The organism is Reyranella sp. (assembly GCF_004297405.1).
Classification (GTDB): domain Bacteria; phylum Pseudomonadota; class Alphaproteobacteria; order Reyranellales; family Reyranellaceae; genus Reyranella.
The window spans coordinates 18958-35246 of record NZ_SCVC01000002.1 but is presented as its reverse complement, the minus strand read 5'-3'; the positions used below and the strand labels follow the sequence as shown (position 1 = coordinate 35246).

9 protein-coding genes are annotated in these 16289 nt (G+C 65.8%); 4 read left to right on the top strand and 5 right to left on the bottom strand.

Annotated elements, in window-relative coordinates; translation table 11 throughout:
- Window positions 1-92: 92 nt before the first annotated feature.
- Complete coding sequence (locus tag EPO50_RS00225; RefSeq protein ID WP_296340629.1) at window positions 93-1466, bottom strand: aminotransferase class I/II-fold pyridoxal phosphate-dependent enzyme; 1374 nt, start codon at window positions 1464-1466, stop codon at window positions 93-95.
- Complete coding sequence (locus EPO50_RS00220; protein WP_296340628.1) at window positions 1466-8908, bottom strand: type I polyketide synthase; 7443 nt, start codon at window positions 8906-8908, stop codon at window positions 1466-1468. Before EPO50_RS00220 ends, EPO50_RS00225 begins: the two co-directional genes overlap by 1 nt.
- Before the next feature lie 168 nt (window positions 8909-9076).
- On the opposite strand from EPO50_RS00220, the gene EPO50_RS00215 reads away from it, so the two are divergent.
- Window positions 9077-9985, top strand: coding sequence for a formyltransferase family protein (locus EPO50_RS00215; protein ID WP_296340627.1), 909 nt, complete (start codon window positions 9077-9079; stop codon window positions 9983-9985).
- Here EPO50_RS00215 and EPO50_RS00210 read toward each other — a convergent pair.
- Complete coding sequence (locus EPO50_RS00210) at window positions 9949-11061, bottom strand: glycosyltransferase (RefSeq protein ID WP_296340626.1); 1113 nt, start codon at window positions 11059-11061, stop codon at window positions 9949-9951. The two genes, EPO50_RS00215 and EPO50_RS00210, sit on opposite strands and share 37 nt — an antisense overlap.
- Window positions 11062-11346: 285 nt before the next feature.
- Between EPO50_RS00210 and EPO50_RS00205 the strand changes: the two genes are divergently transcribed.
- The 3 genes from EPO50_RS00205 to EPO50_RS00195 all read left to right on the top strand — a co-directional run bounded on the left by EPO50_RS00205 (window position 11347) and on the right by EPO50_RS00195 (window position 14236).
- On the top strand, window positions 11347-12486 hold the full coding sequence (locus tag EPO50_RS00205; protein WP_296340625.1) for a polysaccharide biosynthesis/export family protein: 1140 nt from the start codon (window positions 11347-11349) through the stop codon (window positions 12484-12486).
- Between the two features lie 18 nt (window positions 12487-12504).
- Entirely contained in the window at window positions 12505-12933 is a 429-nt protein-coding gene (locus EPO50_RS00200; protein ID WP_296340624.1) for a hypothetical protein, read from the top strand.
- Between the two features lie 196 nt (window positions 12934-13129).
- On the top strand, window positions 13130-14236 hold the full coding sequence (locus EPO50_RS00195; RefSeq protein WP_296340623.1) for a hypothetical protein: 1107 nt from the start codon (window positions 13130-13132) through the stop codon (window positions 14234-14236).
- Between the two features lie 25 nt (window positions 14237-14261).
- On the opposite strand, the gene EPO50_RS00190 is transcribed toward EPO50_RS00195, so the two are convergent.
- The gene (locus tag EPO50_RS00190; protein ID WP_296340622.1) at window positions 14262-14987 is read right to left on the bottom strand and encodes an ABC transporter ATP-binding protein; all 726 of its coding nucleotides are present in this window, start codon (window positions 14985-14987) and stop codon (window positions 14262-14264) included.
- Window positions 14974-16194, bottom strand: a complete 1221-nt coding sequence (locus tag EPO50_RS00185) for a capsule biosynthesis protein (RefSeq protein ID WP_296340621.1) — start codon at window positions 16192-16194, stop codon at window positions 14974-14976. Before EPO50_RS00185 ends, EPO50_RS00190 begins: the two co-directional genes overlap by 14 nt.
- Between the last annotated feature and the right edge of the window lie 95 nt (window positions 16195-16289).

Sequence of the window (16289 nt, the reverse complement as noted above, 5' to 3'; positions counted from 1 at the left end):
CAGGCCGGTCGATGACATGCCCCTCGGAGGTCCTCGAAAGAGGATTTCCGAAGGGTAGAGGCCGGATATGGACGGCAGGGCTCTCCCTGCCGTCAGCGGCCAGCGACCACGTTGATGAACGATGGCGCCTTGCGGATTTCTGGCAGCTCCTCGGCGATCGCATCGAGCACACCGTCGATATGCTCCGAGGTATGGCGGCTGGTGATGAAGAACCTGAGCCGCGACTGGTTCTCGGCGACGCCCGGGAAAATAATCGGAATGACGTTGTAACCGCGCGCCAGCAGGCGGTGGGACAGGATCACGGCATTCGGTGAATTGCCTACGATGATGGGCACGACCGAAGCGCCGATGCTGAGCCCGACATCGAGGCCGCGCGCCTTCGCGCCTGCCACAAAGGCCTGGCCGTTCTGCCGCAACTTCTCCAGGCGCCACGGCTCGCGGCGCATCACTTCGATGGCCGCGCTTGCTGCCGCCGCGACGGAGGGGCAGCCGCCGACACTGTAGACGAAGCCCGGCGAGGTGTATTTCAGCAGCTCGATCAGCTTGCGGCTGCCGGCGACATAGCCCCCGGTCGAAGCCAGCGCCTTGCTGAGCGTGCCCATCCAGATATCGACATCGGCGGGATCGACGCCCTGCTCTTCGGCGATGCCGCGGCCGGTGGTGCCCAGCACGCCCACCGAATGCGCTTCGTCGACCATTAGCCACGCATCGTAGCGCCGCTTCAGGCGTACCAGCGCGGCGAGATCGGGCATGTCGCCGTCCATGCTGTAGAGGCCTTCGACGATGATCAGGGCGCGACGGTGCCGCCGCCGGTTGAGCCGCAGCGCCCGCTCGATCGCTTCGACATCGCCGTGTGAGCAGAGGATCCGCTTGGCGCCCGACAGCTTGGCACCTTCCACGACGCTGTTGTGAATGAGGGTATCGCTGACCAGGAGATCGTCGGGGCCGAGGAGGCCGCCGATCACCGAAACGTTGGTCGCATGGCCACTGACGAAGGAGAGCGCATCCTCGACGCCGTGCAGTTCGGCCAGCAGCGCCTCGAGGTCGCGATGCACCTGCCGCTCGCCCGCCGTCAGCCGGCTCGCGCCAACCGATGTCCCGAACTTGTCGATCGCGGCCTTTGCCGCGGCGCCGACATCGGGGTGGCCGTTCAAGCCGAGGTAATCGTAGGAGGAGAAGTTGATGACTTCGCGGCCTTCCACAGACGTCGTCTCGGCCGCCCGCCCGTCATGGAGGCGATAGAAGGGGTTCTCGATGCCGGCGATCTCGCCCGCGGCCTTCTGCAGCTTCAGGACTTCGTATTCCGGCAGCGTGCCGAAATCGAACCGCCGCCGCTCCTCTGCCGCGGCCACCTGCGTGGGACGCAGCGGTGCGCGCTCGGCGCCAGCCGACGGCTGGGCCAGCGCCTGACGGACCCGGGTCACGACGTCGAGAGCTTCGTCGGAAGAGCGGACGCCTTCGGTCATCAGAGTCCTTCCAGATTACGCGAGCGATCGAGTACGGCGCGGACGGCGGCCTGCCGGTCGGCAGCGTCCGTCGACTCTGCCTCGGCAGCGACATGGCTTGCCGACAGAGCCGCGAGCTGGCCCGGCATCGTTTCCTTGGGGCCGTCGCCGGCGATCAGGGTAGCGATCCGGCGGGCGACGTCTACCGGCGTAATCCCGTTGGCCAGCGACATGATGGGCAGGTCGACCTGCAGCGACTCTTCGACGGTGGTCCTGAGCTCCAGCATCATCAACGAGTCCATGCCGATTTCGGCCAGGGCGCGGTGCCGGTCGATCTCCTTGGGCGGCAGACGCAGCACGCGGGCAATTTCCTCGACGATGATTTCGAGGAGCACTTCACTTGCCTGGTCGACCGACATGCCGCGCAGCTTCTCTAGTGTCGCTGCGGAATCCGTCGTCTGGCGCGTACCGGCCGCCGGAACCACGGCGCCGAACATGGGCGCCCGTGTCACCGCCAGTTCACGCTTGGCCATGCCCCAGTCGATCCGGCCGATCGAGAGGAACGCCATCGCCGGCCGGCCCTCGGCATCGAACGCGAGATCGAGTGCGTCGAGTGCAGGGCGCGACGCGATCAGGCTCGAGGCAAAGCGCTTCTTCAGGCTCGTATTTGCCGAGATATTGCGGGCGAGATAGCCGGTATCTTCAATGCCGCCCCAGGCGACCGCCAGCGCAGGCAATCCATGCCGCTGGGCCCGGCGGGCCAGCCCCTCGAGGAAGCCGTTGGCCGCGACGTAGTTGAACTGACCGGGATTGCCCAGAAGGGTTGTTGCCGATGAATAGAGCAACAGGTAGTCGAGCTTCTGCCCCGACGCCTCAAGCTCGGAGGCCAGCCCCTCGAGGTTGAGCGCGCCACCCATCTTCGGCTGCAGCACCTTGGTGATCGCTTCCTGATCCATGCCGTCGATCAGGCGATCGTCGAGCACCATCGCGGCATGGACGATTCCCTTGAGCGATCGGCGGCCTGCGAGGTTCTTGACGCTGCGCTGCAGGACGCCGGCGTCGGTGACGTCGAGAGCCACTGCCTTGATTTCGACGCCGCTACGCCGCAGCGCTTCGACGCGGGCGGAGGCTCCCTCGGCCAGCTGGCCGGACCGGCTCGCCAGCACGAGGTGGCGTGCGCCGCGGTCAACCAGCCATTCGGCCGTCGCCAGACCGAAGCCGCTTGTTCCGCCGATCACGAGATGAACGCCTTCCGGATCGACCGGGAAGGCGCCCTCCACGCGCGTGTCTTCGCTGGCCTGCCGGGCCGGTGTCACGACGATCTTGCCGATATGTCCGGCCCGCTGCATCAGTCGGAAGGCATCGCCCAACCGCTCCCCACCGTATACCCGGTGCGGTAGGGGCTGGAATTCGCCGGTCGCGAACAACTCGATCAGCTCGCTGAACAGCCTCTGCGTCAGATCACGGTGCTCGATGATGAGCTGGTCGACGTCGACGCCGAAGTAGCTGAGGTTGCGGCGGAAGGGCCGCAAGCCGACATGCGTGTTGGCATAGAAGTCGCGCTTGCCCAGTTCGATGAACCGGCCGAAGGGCCTCAGGCAATCCATCGAGCGGATCATCGCCTCGCCGGCCAGCGAGTTCAGCACGATGTCGACGCCACGGCCATCGGTATGGGCCGAGACCTCGTCGGCGAAGGCGAGCGAGCGCGAATTCAGCACGACGTCAGCGCCGAGGTCGCGCAGCAGTGCCCGCTTCTCCTCGCTGCCGGCCGTCGCGATGACCTTGGCACCGCAGAAACGCGCGACCTGCAAGGCAGCCAGGCCGACCGCGCCGGCGCCACCGTGGACCAGCACGGTCTCGCCTTGCTTGAGGCCGGCGAGATGAACGAGCGAATAATAAGCAGTGAGGAAGGCGACGGGTATGGTCGCCGCGGCCTCGAAGGTCAGGTTGCCGGGTAGGGGGCTCACGGAGAAGGCCGGCGTCACGACATGGCTTGCGAAGCCGCCGGAGACGAAAGCGACGACACGGTCGCCGACTTCGTATTCCAGGGTCTCCGGACCGACCGCGGTAACCGTGCCAGCGCACTCCATGCCGAGAGCAGGGCCGGCATAGCCGTCCTCCAGCGCCTCTTCCGGGAGCAGGCCGAGATTCCACATCACGTCACGGAAGTTCAATCCGGTTGCCGCCACCTCGATCTCGACCTCGCCCGGGCCAGGCACTTGTCGTGGCGTTGCAGACCAAGCGAGCGCGCCGCGGTTCGAGCTGGAGCGCGGCACCAGCTTGAGCGCGACATCGTCGCTACGCTCCAGCGGCTGGGCGGGAGGCGCTGCGCCGCGCGTGAGGCGGAAGACCAAGCGCTCGTTGCCACGGAAAAAGACCTCACGCTCGTCGGTCGGTGTGGCCATCTCTTCGGCGGCGCGCCGCAAGGTGACGGAGGCCGGCGCACCGGCCAGGCCGAGGCAATGGATCTCGAGGGCAGCGTACTCGTTTTGCGCGACGCGCATCGCGGCGGTGAGAGCGCACCAGAACGGGCTTTCGAGCGGCGATCCCGGCGGGCTTTCGCCGAAGTCGACCAACATCCAGAGCCGTGCCGGGGCCGCGCCCAGATGCCGGCAGCGATCGGCTACGCGTGACAACAACGCACTCATCTGGGGCACTGTCGCGCCAGCACGGCCGGCATCGAGGATCCAGGCGATATCAGTCGTCGTTGTCGTCTCGGAAGTGCCTGCGCCGGCGTTCGGCAGCGCCGCCTGCAATGCCTTGCGGTTGGGCGTCTCGTCACCTTCCCAGGCGAACACCGGCTGATCCGACACTGGGTCGGTCGCCGCGTCGGAGGCGCCAGCAGCCCCGTGGATAAGGACGCCGATGCTCTCGTCGCCGAGGATCGGCTTATCCGAGACCGTGTCGAAGCCCGCGCTCGCGAGTTCGTCCGTCCATTCGCGCGCCGTCAACAGGGCGCCGACAGGGAATGAGGAATTGGCCGAGCGTGCCCACCACTTCGGACGGATGCCGCGCACGATATCCCAGAAGAGACTGGGCGCCGGTTCTCCGGCCAGCAGCGGCGCACGAGGGCGCAGCACGCGCTGCAGGCGGTCGAGCCCGTCGCCCGATGCTGCGATCTCACTCAGCGCATCGACTGCGGCGGCGAGGTCGAAAGTGCCGGATGGCCAGGACTCGAGGTCGGTCCAGGGAACGCAGCGAATGTGCTGGGCGTCATCGTCCAGGGCCGCCCGCGCTTGATCGAGACGATCCGGATCGAGGTCGGTGATGACGATGTCGAGTCCGGGGACACCGCTCAGCAACTCGGCGGCGAGCACCGCATGCTCGGCGCCGATCAACAGCAACCGCAGCAGTCGGCCTTCCGGTCGCGCCGCGACAGCCTGGAAGACCTCGTCGAACACGGCGCGGCGCAGCAACGAGATCTGTCGCGATGCCGCATCGAGCTGACGCCAGTGCGGCGATTGCAGTTCGGCTTGCACCGAGGCGTCGCCGGCGACCACTCGCTCCATGATGTCGCTGAGCCGCGACAGGCTGGCTGCTTCCGTGGCCATCGTGGGATGACGGGCGAGCAGCGTACGTACGAGCGAGTCGACAGTTGGCAGATCGCAGGTCTCGGCCAGTGCCGGTGCACCCTGCTGTTCGAGCACCAGATTCTTCGTCTCGAGGTGCCAGAGGAGTGCCGAGCAAAGATAGGCCGCCCAATCGGCATCGCCGTCTGGTGCAGTTGGTAGTTCACGCAGATCTTGCGCCGCTGGGCCGTTGCGGAACGCGCTCCAGACCAATCTCAGACAGCCGGCATCGAGCAACAGCAGTGCCTCGCTGAGCGCAGCCGGGTCCATCATCCCTTCGCGCTCTGCGGCGACATTGTTGCTGCGGAAGTGCGCAGTGGAGGGCTTGCCGGCGCGCTCCAAGGACCAGACAGTCGCCTGGTAAGTGAACGATCGCGGATCTGCGCCTTGGCCGACGGGCGCCTCGATCAGCCGCACCTCTTCGGCAGCGGCGATGACTTTGCCGGCCTCGTCCAGCAAGTCGATGTCGACCAGCATCGACGTCAATGACTGACGCAGCGTGCGGGCGATCGCGCGCATTGCCGTGGCGCCGGGCTCGAAGACGCGTACTCGGCCGAAGCGCACCGGCAACATGCGCTTCATCGGCATGTCGGCGACGCCGGCCTCCTCCGACGCGAACAGCGCGTGGAACGCTGCATCCAGCGCCGTGAGGTCGATCACCCGTCCGCCGAGTGCCGTCGCATCCTCGGGCTCCAGGGCGGCTACGGCGAGCTTGGGCTCGGGAAAGGAGACATGCCGGATGCGTTGGAATGTCGGGCCATAGTCGAAGCCCAGTCCGCGCGACACGTCGTAGACCTTGGCTTTCGGCACGACCACAGTGCCCATCGAGCCGGCCTTGGCCGGCGCGTTCGCGTGGCTCGCCGGCGATCGGCCGATGATGCCGCGGGCATTCATCGCCCAGTCGACGGCAGCGTTGCGCGGGCGCGACAGGAACTCAGCGATGCCAGTTTCACGGTCAAATGTGACCGAGGTCTCGAACGATGCCGCACCGTCGAACACTAGCGGACGCACGATGTCGAAGTCGCGCAGTTCGATGGCGCCTTCAGGATAGAGCTCCCGCGCCACAGCCAGCATTACTTCGACATAGCCGGCAGCCGGGAAGACCGAGAGCCCGCCGACTTTGTGGTCGGCCATCCAGGGGAACAGGGCAGGGTCTATGGTAGAGAACCATGCCGACCCGTCCTGGCGCAGCCGCGACCCGAGCAGTGCATGTGACGGTCCTGCGAAGGTATTGGCCGCCTCGGAGGTCGACCGCACTTTGAATTGCGAATGCCGCCAAGGATAGGCGGGCAGGGGCAGCGCCGTCACTGGCGGTGGCCCGAAGAAGCGTTGCGCATCGACCTGACCGCCCAGCAGCACCAGGCGAGAGACCGCCCGCTCGACGGGATCGCTGCCGTCTTGTTCCAGTGATTCGGTCAGCGACTCTACGACGGCGCCTCGGACATTGGCCTCGCGCATCGTGTCGCGAATGTAGCTTGCCAGGATCGGTTTGGGCCCGATCTCCACGAACAGGCGCAGTCCTTCCTTCAGCAGGCAGTTCAAGCCGGCCTCGAAGTGCACCGGCTCGCGCACGTTCAGCCACCAGTGATCGGCGCCGAGCATGCCGTGGTCGGCGAACGCGCCGGTCACCGTCGAGACGAAGCGGCGGCGCGCATTGAGCGGCTTCAACCCCTTGAGTTCGCGCAGGAGTGGCCCGCGCACAGGGTCGACCAATGAGCTGTGGAAGGGATAGTCGAGATCGAGTCGCCGGGCGCCAATGCGCAGGTCGGCCGCGGCCGTCAGCATCAAGTCTATCTGCTTGACCGGACCCGAGACCGTAACGCTGCGCCAGCTGTTGATCGCGGCAATGTCGACGCCGGGTACCTTGGTGGAGGCAAGGAAACGGCGGGCATCACGCTCGCCCAGCATGAGGGCAGCCATGGCGCCGCTGTGCCTCACCGACTCCTGGTGGCGGCTGCGGGCGACAACCACATCGATCGCTTGGTCGAGGCTGAGTGCACCGGCGCACCAGGCGGCGGCGATTTCGCCGACGCTATGCCCCATCGTCGCGACAGGCGCGATCCCCAGTGCTTCGAAGCTGCGCACGGTCGCGATCTGCAGCGCGAGCAACAGCGGCTGCGCATAGGTCGCCTGACGCAGCTTTTGTGCGAGATCGTCGGCGAACAGGAGATCGATGAGCGATTCCTTCTGCCGCCGGGAGAATTGGACGTCGACTTCCTTGAGGGCGTCACGGAAACGCGGATTGGCGTGCCACGCCGTCCGGCCCATGCCGACCCACTGTGAGCCGTTGCCGGAGAAGATGTAGGCGATCGGCAGGTTCGTTCCGAGCGCTTGGCCGCTCAGCGTCGCAGGCGATGGCTCGCCCTGAGCGAATTGCTCGAGATGGTGTTTCGTCTCTTCGGTCGTCTTGCCACGCACGATGAGTCGGTGCGGCAGCGGATCGCGCAGATGTGCTGCGGCGCCGATGAAGTCGCTGCTTAGCCGTTTGTCGGACGGCCATTGCTCGATGAAGGAACGCGCCAGCTCGGGCAGCGCCTCGGCCGAATGTGCCGACAACAGCAGCGGCGGCGGTCCGGCCTCGGTCCTCGGGTGAGCAACGCTTACCGACGTGTCTTCGCCGCGCAGGATGACGTGCGCGTTGGTACCACCGAAGCCGAACGAATTCACGCCGGCCAGGGATGGCCCACGGCGCTCCGGCAACGACCAGTTCTGGCCGATCACCTTGAGGTTCAACTCGTCCAGCGGGATGTTTTCGTTCGGCGAGACTTGGTGCAGGGTTCCCGGCAGGGTGCCGCGGTTCAGCGCCAGGATCGATTTCAGCACACCGGCCAAACCGGAGGCAGGCTCGAGATGGCCGATGTTCGATTTCACTGAGCCGATTGGCAGGGGCTGCGAGCGCCGCTGCGCGAGGCCTTTGCCCAGCGCATCGGCTTCCAACGGGTCACCCGCTTGCGTGCCGGTTCCATGTGCCTCGACGAAAGCGAGTTCGCTGGGATCGACGCCGAAGTCGCCATAGACCTGTTCCAACAGGCGTCGCTGGGATTCCGCCGAGGGGAGGGAGAGACCGGTCGTGCGGCCATCCTGTCCCACGGCCGAGCCGACGATCGTCGCATGAACGCGGTTGCGCGCCTTGCGAGCGGTGGCGACCGACTGCAGCACCAGCACGACGGCGCCCTCGGCTCGCACGTAACCGTCGGCGGCGGCATCGAAAGGCCGGCAGCGCCCGGTGGGCGAGAGCATTGACGCGCGCGAGAAGCCCACGAACGAGAAGGGCGAGAGCAGGAGGTTGACGCCGCCGACGATGGCCGTTTCGACCGTGCCATTGCGGATCGCATCGGCTGCCAGCGACAGCGCTACCAGTGAGGAGGAGCAGGCAGTGTCGACGGTGAAGCTGGGACCGTGCAGGTCGAGACTGTAGGAAAGCCGATTGGAGACGATGCTGAGCGTATTGCCCGTCATCATGTGCACGTCGGCTGCCGACGGATCGGCGAAGAAGCGCGCGCCGTAGTCGACTGACGAGGCGCCGACATAGACGCCGGTATGGCTGCCGGCGAGCTTCGACGGGCGGATGCCGGCGTGAGCCAGTGCATCGTGTGTCACTTCCAGCAGGTGACGCTGTTGTGGATCGACCTGTTCGGCTTCGCGCGGGCTCATGCCGAAAGCCGAGGCATCGAAGCCCCAGACATCGTCGATCAGGCCGGCAGCGAAGGTGTAGGCGCGGCCCGGTTGGTCGGTCGAGGGATGGTAGAAGGCCGCCGTCGGAAAACGGTCGGGGGTAATCCAGCTTATCGCAGAGCGGTTGTCGCGCAACAGACGCCAGAAACCTTCGGCATTTTTGGCGCCGGGCAGACGGCCGGCATAGCCAACGATCGCGACTTCGTCATGCACAGTCATCGACGTTCAATGCCCCCCAACCGAACGCCAGTCGCCCCCTCTCCACCATGAGTCGGCACTCGCGAACGACGTGTTGATCAATCTTTATCTTCAATCAATTTAGTTCAGCCGCGGGCTGGCATTCACCATACTGGGCGTGGCAATATCCTGCAACTGTTGCACTGCACAATGAGCGATCCAGAAACGAAGTCCGCGAGTGCAGACGGTGTGCAGCGCATTGCCCTCTGCCATCTGGAAAGTCTGACCTGCCTACCGGCGCTGAACCTAATCTTCGAGACATGCGGTGATCGTATTGGGCTGGTCCTGGTCTCGCGCCGATTCGACACTGCCCACGGTGGCTTCTTCGATCAGTTGACCGCCAGCGTCCGGAAATCGGGCGTCCGCATGACCTTCTGGCTGGGATTCGATTTGATCTCGGCGCAAGTGGTGGCTGTCGTGTCTCGGTTGCTGCGTTTCGCTGGTCGGCCCAAACTTGAAACACTACCGGCGCTCGTCTCGCGCCACGGTGCGGTGCTGGTCGAGACCGGCGACATCAATGCAGATGTCACCTTGGACCGGCTACGCGCCTATGCGCCCGACGTGCTGCTGGCCATGAATTTCGATCAGATCCTGAAGCCACCGGCCATCGCAGTGCCTCGGCTCGGTGCGATCAACATCCACCCTTCGCTCTTACCCGCCCTGCGTGGCCCTTGTCCGGTCTTCTGGGCTCTGGTCGAGGGCGGCGCGGTGAGTGGCGCGACGGTGCATCGGATCGAAGATGCTCGTATCGATGCCGGTGCGATTCTCCGGCAGGTCACGCGACCGATTGATCGCAGCCGGTCTGTAGCGGAGATCAATACAGAACTCTTCCTGGCGGGAGCCGGGGCTCTGGGTGAGGCGCTGGAGGATCTTTCGTCCGGGCGCGCGGCCAACACGCCGGCGGCGGGCCAGTATCGGGGCTTTCCCACCGCTCTGGAGGTCACTGAAGCACGACGTGCTGGTGTGCGCCTGTGTGGTCTCTGGTATGCGATTCGCTTGATCGCCGCCGCCGTATTGCCAGCCTATCGGCGCAGCGACAGCGGCCGGTTTCGCCAGTAGGTCCGCCGACGCGGCAGCAGAGCCGCCAGCCAGAGGACCGGCGCCAGCAGTTCGCGTGCGGCCCAAGCCGCAGGAAACGCCCGCCCGGTCGGCCAGCCAGCCAGCCGCAGGAAAATCCATTCCGCACCCAGGAATATAACCGCCGTTGCACTGGCCCCGCTCGCGAAGCCGAGCCCCAGCGAGCCGGCCGCTGCCCCGCCCGCCAGGACGGCCACGGGTGCCGAGGCGATCAGCTCGAGGCCGAACAGCAGCGGCGCATATTGCCGTCGGCAGGTCGCCCAGCGGAGATGACGGTGCCAGACCTCGCCAAAGTCGCGCCGGCCGATCGGTTGGCGCACCGGCTCGGCCGTGAGCGCGACCTTCTGACCGGACCGTACGAGTTGGCGCTGCACCACGGCGTCCTCGCACATCGTATTGCCCGAGGGCGCGAAACCGCCGCTGGCCAGCAGGTCCCGCCGCGACACCAGCATTGACTTGCCGGTGCTGAAGGAGAGGCCGACAGCGTCACCGGCGCACTGCAGGCGGGCGAACTGCCCGTTCATGAAAGCAGCGTCGACCTCACCCCAGAACGACTCCGCCGCCTCGCCCAACGCGCAGGCCGAGACCAGACCATGGCCCGCCGCGCGGACGGCGAGATGCTCGGCAATGCGCTGCGAGGAGGAGACGACATTGTCGTCGCTGAGCAGCAGTAAGTCGTGGGCCGCCAGCGGCACGGCGGCGGCCAGCAGGGCAGATTTTGGATTGCCAAGGGCGACCGGCGCGACGGCCCGGCTCTTCAGCGTAGGGTGTCGCTGCACAGCCGCCTCAATGGCAGTCGCGGCCGCTCGATCCGCCTCGTCGCAGCACAGGATGATTTCTAACGCCGGATAATCGAGAGCTGCCAGCGATGTCGCGCACTGGGACAGGGCAGGTGCTGGTGAACTTACCGGCACGATGAGGGAGACAGGCAGGGCAGGCGATGGTGAAGGGATCCTGTTCAGCCGCAAACGCTTCAGAGGTTGCGACAGGGCCGCTCCCAAGGTGCCGAGAAGCCATCCGGTCGCGAGAACCCACAGGGCGATGCTTGCCAGCGTCATGATCGGGAAAGGGTCTGGCAAGGTCCTGTCTTCTGTTGGTTCGCGAGAGGCGGGCGCCCCAGGATGGATGTTTAAGCGGACATTTGACCCAATGCCGCGTCTGCGACAACTTCGCCGGATTCACAGGCCTCTGCCTAGGAACTTCGCAGATATTCGCCTAACGTCCGGCCCGTGATGGCATTGGACAGAAACGCATCGGGCCTCGGGGCATCGGCGATAGTATCGGGGCACGCAGTTTACGCGCGTGTCCTTCGCAAGGGCGTAGGCTTGGTCGTATCAGCGTCCATGGCGGTGACGTCATTGACATCCTGCTCCGGCCTGCCGGGCGCCGGCCCGACCGCGGGCGAGGTCACCGCGGCCTCGAAGCCCACGTCGACGGGCGAAACCCGCTTTGCCCTGATCGATGTCGATCCCAATGTCGTCGCCAAGATGGAGAGTTGGTCGGCCGTTTCCCTGCAGGGGACTTTCGGCAAGCAGGGAGCGGTGGCCACCCAGGCGATCGGCCAGGGCGACTATGTCCAGGTGACGATCTGGGAGGCGGCATCCGGCGGGCTGTTCTCTGCTCCTACTAATGCCCAGATGACCGGGTCGGGCTCGCGCACGGCGACGATCCCCGAGCAGGTGGTAGGGCCGGATGGTGCGATTACCGTTCCCTATGCCGGCCGTGTCCAGGTCAGGGGCCGCACGCCGCAGCAGGTCGAACAGGCTGTTGTTACGGCCCTGACGGGCAAGGCCATCGAGCCGCAGGCGTTAGTGACCGTGACCAAGAACATTGCCAACACCGTCACTGTGGTGGGTGAGGTGACGGGCGGTGCGCGTGTGCCGCTTACAACCCGTGGCGATCGCATCCTCGACGTGGTGGCGAGTGCAGGTGGCACTAGGGCGGCGGCGCACGAGACGTTCGTGACCTTGGTACGTGGTCCCCAGTCTGTGCGGATACCCATGCAGGCGCTTCTCATCAGCCCGGCGGAAAATGTCTTCGTACGGCCGGGCGATGTCATCAGTGTTGCCAAGGAGCCGCAGACTTTCACCTCTGCAGGTGCGACAGGGCAGAACTCTGTGGTGCCGTTCGACTCGATCGGAATCACGCTCGACCAGGCCATCGCCCGGGCCGGCGGTCTCAGTGACACACGTGCTGATCCGGGTGGAGTTTTCGTCATTCGCTACGAACGACCGGAAGAGTATGATCAGCTCGGCTTCCGTCGCCCCGACCCGGGGGGGCTTCCTCAGGTGCCAGTGATCTATCGCGTCAACATGCGCGACCCCAACGGCTTCTTCATGGCGCGACGCTTCCCAATTCGCAATAAGGACATCCTTTTCGTCTCCACCGCGCCGGCGGCGGAGATGCAGAAGGTGATCAACGTGCTGATCGGCTTCGTCGGCGCGGCTGCGACGGTGGTGGCGGTGGCGGCGGTGGCGCGGTAGCCAATGGAAGGGGCCGGCTTGCAACGCGACCGTCTCGACGACTCGTTCGCGCCGCTGGTTATTGCCGGCTCGGATCCACGGCTGCAATCCGAATACGGCACGCGCGATAAGAACCTACTGCGTATCTCTGGGATACCCGACCACGGGCGCCGGATTCTTTTTGGGCCACACATTTCGCTGCCACCGGGCCTCTTCCGCTTCGAGTTGTCTTTCGACCTGGAGGCCCGCGGCTCGGGCATGGTGACCGTCGACCTCACGCGGGCGGGCGGTCATCGCGATTTCTACCTGCGCCGGTGCTTCGAGTGGGAATTGCAGCGCGGCCTGATCCGAATTTCTCACCATTTGCTGCAGGCGACCGACCGATTTGAACTGCGCCTCTATGCTGGGGTGGGCTTGGGGATGGCCGTGAAGCAACTGACGGTGTTTCGCCTCGACGAGGTGAAGTAGGCGACAGGCCTCGGGGAGGGCGGGAGGCTATGCCTTCGACGCGCCGAGTTTGAGCGACTTTTGCAGCCGTGCGCCGAGAGAGAGCGCTGCGGACGGCGGAGGCTCGGAGGGGCGCTCGAGGGCCTTCAGCCTCTGGACGCGATCGACGAAGACGGAGGCCTTCGGATCCAGGGCCAGCGCCTCCTCGGAGACCGCGATGACCTTCGCTTTCCCAGTAGTGCATCTGGGCGGGTTCCGTGGAGGTAGAAGGGGGTGGACGATTCTGACAAGGACGCAGGCGCTCGATAAGCGTAGGCTCGACGCCTCCATAGGCGACGGCAACTCCCGCGTCGAAAGCGGGCGAGGCGCAATAAGCCTTTGTCGCGATGCCGTCCGAACCGATACTACACGCGATGCCATCGGAGAGCCCGCGCGCGGTATGAAGATTTTCCTTTTGAGCAACGGGGCGGCGGGGGCGTGGGCGCACGCCTTTCTTGACAAGATCTCGGCCGCCTCGGCGGCAAAGCCGGAGATCGTCGTCGTGGACGGAGGGACGCCACGCGATGTCCTCGCAGCGCTCGCCGTCGCGCCGACAGACGTCCTCGTCCTGGCGCCGCAGGCACCCTTTGCGAACGAAGGCGCACGGGCCGATGTATCTATCGATGCCGTGCGCCACGAGGCGCAGAAGGCCATCCTGGCCCTTGAACTGGCGCGTCGCATCCCACGGACGTTACTCTTGCGCCCGGCAGAAACGGCAGAATGGCCTCGGCTGGTGGCCGAGATACTTGGAGAGCCCTCCTCTGACCTCCTGGCGCTCGCCGAGCCGGTTCCGGCCGAGGCTGCCGCGCCCTCGGCACCACCGCCGTCACCATCGCTTCTGCGGACCTACCTCGCGCCGCTCCTCGCCGCGGCCGGACCTCCGACCTTGATCGTGGTGGCATGGTCGCGCGACTGCTTCCTCTACGGCGATGCGCCGGGCGAATTCCTGCCGGCGGCAGTGGAGGTTGCCGGAAGAGGGCGCATCCTCGCTTATGGGCCCTACATGCCACTGCCCAGCGGCCGCTGGCGGGCGACGGCCTATCTCGGCTTTAGCGCGGATATCGGCAGCATGCCTTTCATCCTGGAGGCCGACACCGATGCCGGTATCACCCGCGGCTTCTTCGAGGTGAAACAGGGCGGCATCTTCACCCTTGATCTCGCGTTCGAGGTGACCGATCCCTTCCATCCCGTGGAATTTCGCCTGGTCAGCCAAGATTCGGCCCTGGAGGGGCTGGTGTCGTTGATCGAGATCCGGCTGGAGCAATCGTCGTCGACTGGGGAATGAACGGAACGCTCGTCCGCGACGTCGTTTACAAAGCCCCGTAGATGCGTTCGGCCAGCGAGAGGTCCCTCAGCACCCGCCCCCGGCCGCCCTTCAAGATTAGGGCGCTCTGGCAAAATTCCTTGATCGTGCCCGCATCGTGCACGGCCATGATCATGCCGCAGGCACTGCGCTTGCTGAATAGCTCGTCACGGCACTTCAGCTGGAAGCGCCGATCGCCGACCAGGATGACCTCGTCGATCAGATAGCATTCGAAGTTCATCGCCAAGGACAGCGCAAAAGCCAGCCGCATGCGCATGCCGTCGGAGTAGAACCGCACCGGCATGTACATGTGTCGGCCCAGTTCCGAGAAATCGGCGACATAGTCGAACGTCTCGCGGAACGGCAGGCCATAGAGCCGGGCGAGGAATCGCACATTGTCGTAGCCGGTGAGCTCACCCTCGAAGCCGCCGCCCAGCGCCAGCGGCCAAGACAGGCTAAGGCCACGCCGGACCTCGCCCGAGGTCGGCTGCAGCACGCCGGCCAGGATGCGGATCAAGGTCGACTTGCCCGAACCGTTGGCACCGAGGATTCCGATCCGCTCGCCGGCGCCGACGCGGAACGAGATGCCGTTCAGGGCGCGCACGATACCGTGATCGCCCTCGAAAACCTTCACGATGTCGACGGCTTCGACATACCGGTCGGCACTGCCCGTGTCGGCCAAGCCGCCATGGGCGCGCTTGCGGTCGGGCGCCGCAGTGTTAAGGCTTTGCATGGTCCGCGGCATCCTTGACCAGGATGCGCCACATCCGCCAAGTCATGTAGCCGGCAACCAAGGTGACGAGGCACCAGACAACGCGCCAAGGGTAGGTAGGATAGTCCTGCCGCGCCGGGGTGGCGACCTTCTCCAGATAGACTTGCTGGCGCTGCGCCTCGATCTTTGCCGTTTCCAGGGCCGTCATCGCGGCGATCAGCGCCTTGGCCGCGAACTCGCGCTCCAGCATCAGCCGCTCGTATTCGGCGATCCGCGGCGCAATGGCCTGCGCGTCGCCGGCCAGACGATGGCGTTCGGTGGCAATCTGCGCCTCGATCGCGCCGCGGCGGCTGCGCAGCGGCGCGATCTGCGGGCTGTTGCGCGAGGTCTTCTCCAGTTCCGCGATCTGCACGCTGAGGGTGGCCGCCTCGACCGAGAGTCGGGCGATGGTTTCCAGTACGGCGAGCGTCACCTGGCTCGGATCGACCAGGCGTTCCCGCTCGCGGAAAGCCGTCAACGCCGCCTGCGCGGCCAGCGCCCGCGCCTTCATGCGCTCCACCTCGCTGTCGGCTACCTTGATCGCGTCCTGTCGTGCCCGCTCGTTGAGGCGGTTGACCAGGCCTTCGGCGGAGACCAGCAGCGCCGCCGCCAGCCGTTGTGCCGCTTCCGGAGCGAAAGCCTGCATTTTCAGGGTGCTGACGCCGGTGGTATTGTCGAACTCAGCCGACATCATGCGCTGATAGTGCCAGTAGAGGCCCTCTTCCGTCCTCGACGTGAAGAAGTTGGGGAATTTCCAGAGGAAGTCGTGACCGCCGGCAGCATAGGCAGCCTTCAGGTCGGCGTTCTTCTCCAACACCTCCAGGGCGTCGCGCGACTGCAGGAACTCCTGCACGATGTAGCCGTCGTCGCTGGCCCGGGCGATGCCGGCGGCCTGGAGGAGATTGGGCAGCTGGGCGGAGATGGTACGGCCAGGCGAGCGGAGAATGAAGCGAGCCTCCGATTCGTAGCGATCGGCAGCAAAAAAGGCGAAGTAGGTGACGGCCAGGCAGGTCGGTAAGGCAACCAGCAGCAGGAAGGAGACGATGCCTTCGAGCTTTAACCGCCGCCTGGGCCGCGTCGCCGGGTTCGGTGTTTCGACGGCAAGGGTGGTCGGCGCCAACTGGACGTCGGAGACCGGCGTCAGGCGCAGCAGGCGAGCATAGGTAGCAAATTCCGTCGCGTCGGGCATGAGGAGGGCGGAAGGGGACCTGTTCAGGAAAGATATGGCTCAGGACGCCTCGGAAGTCGATGGCCGAAGTTGGGGCCGGGCACGCGCAAACCGAC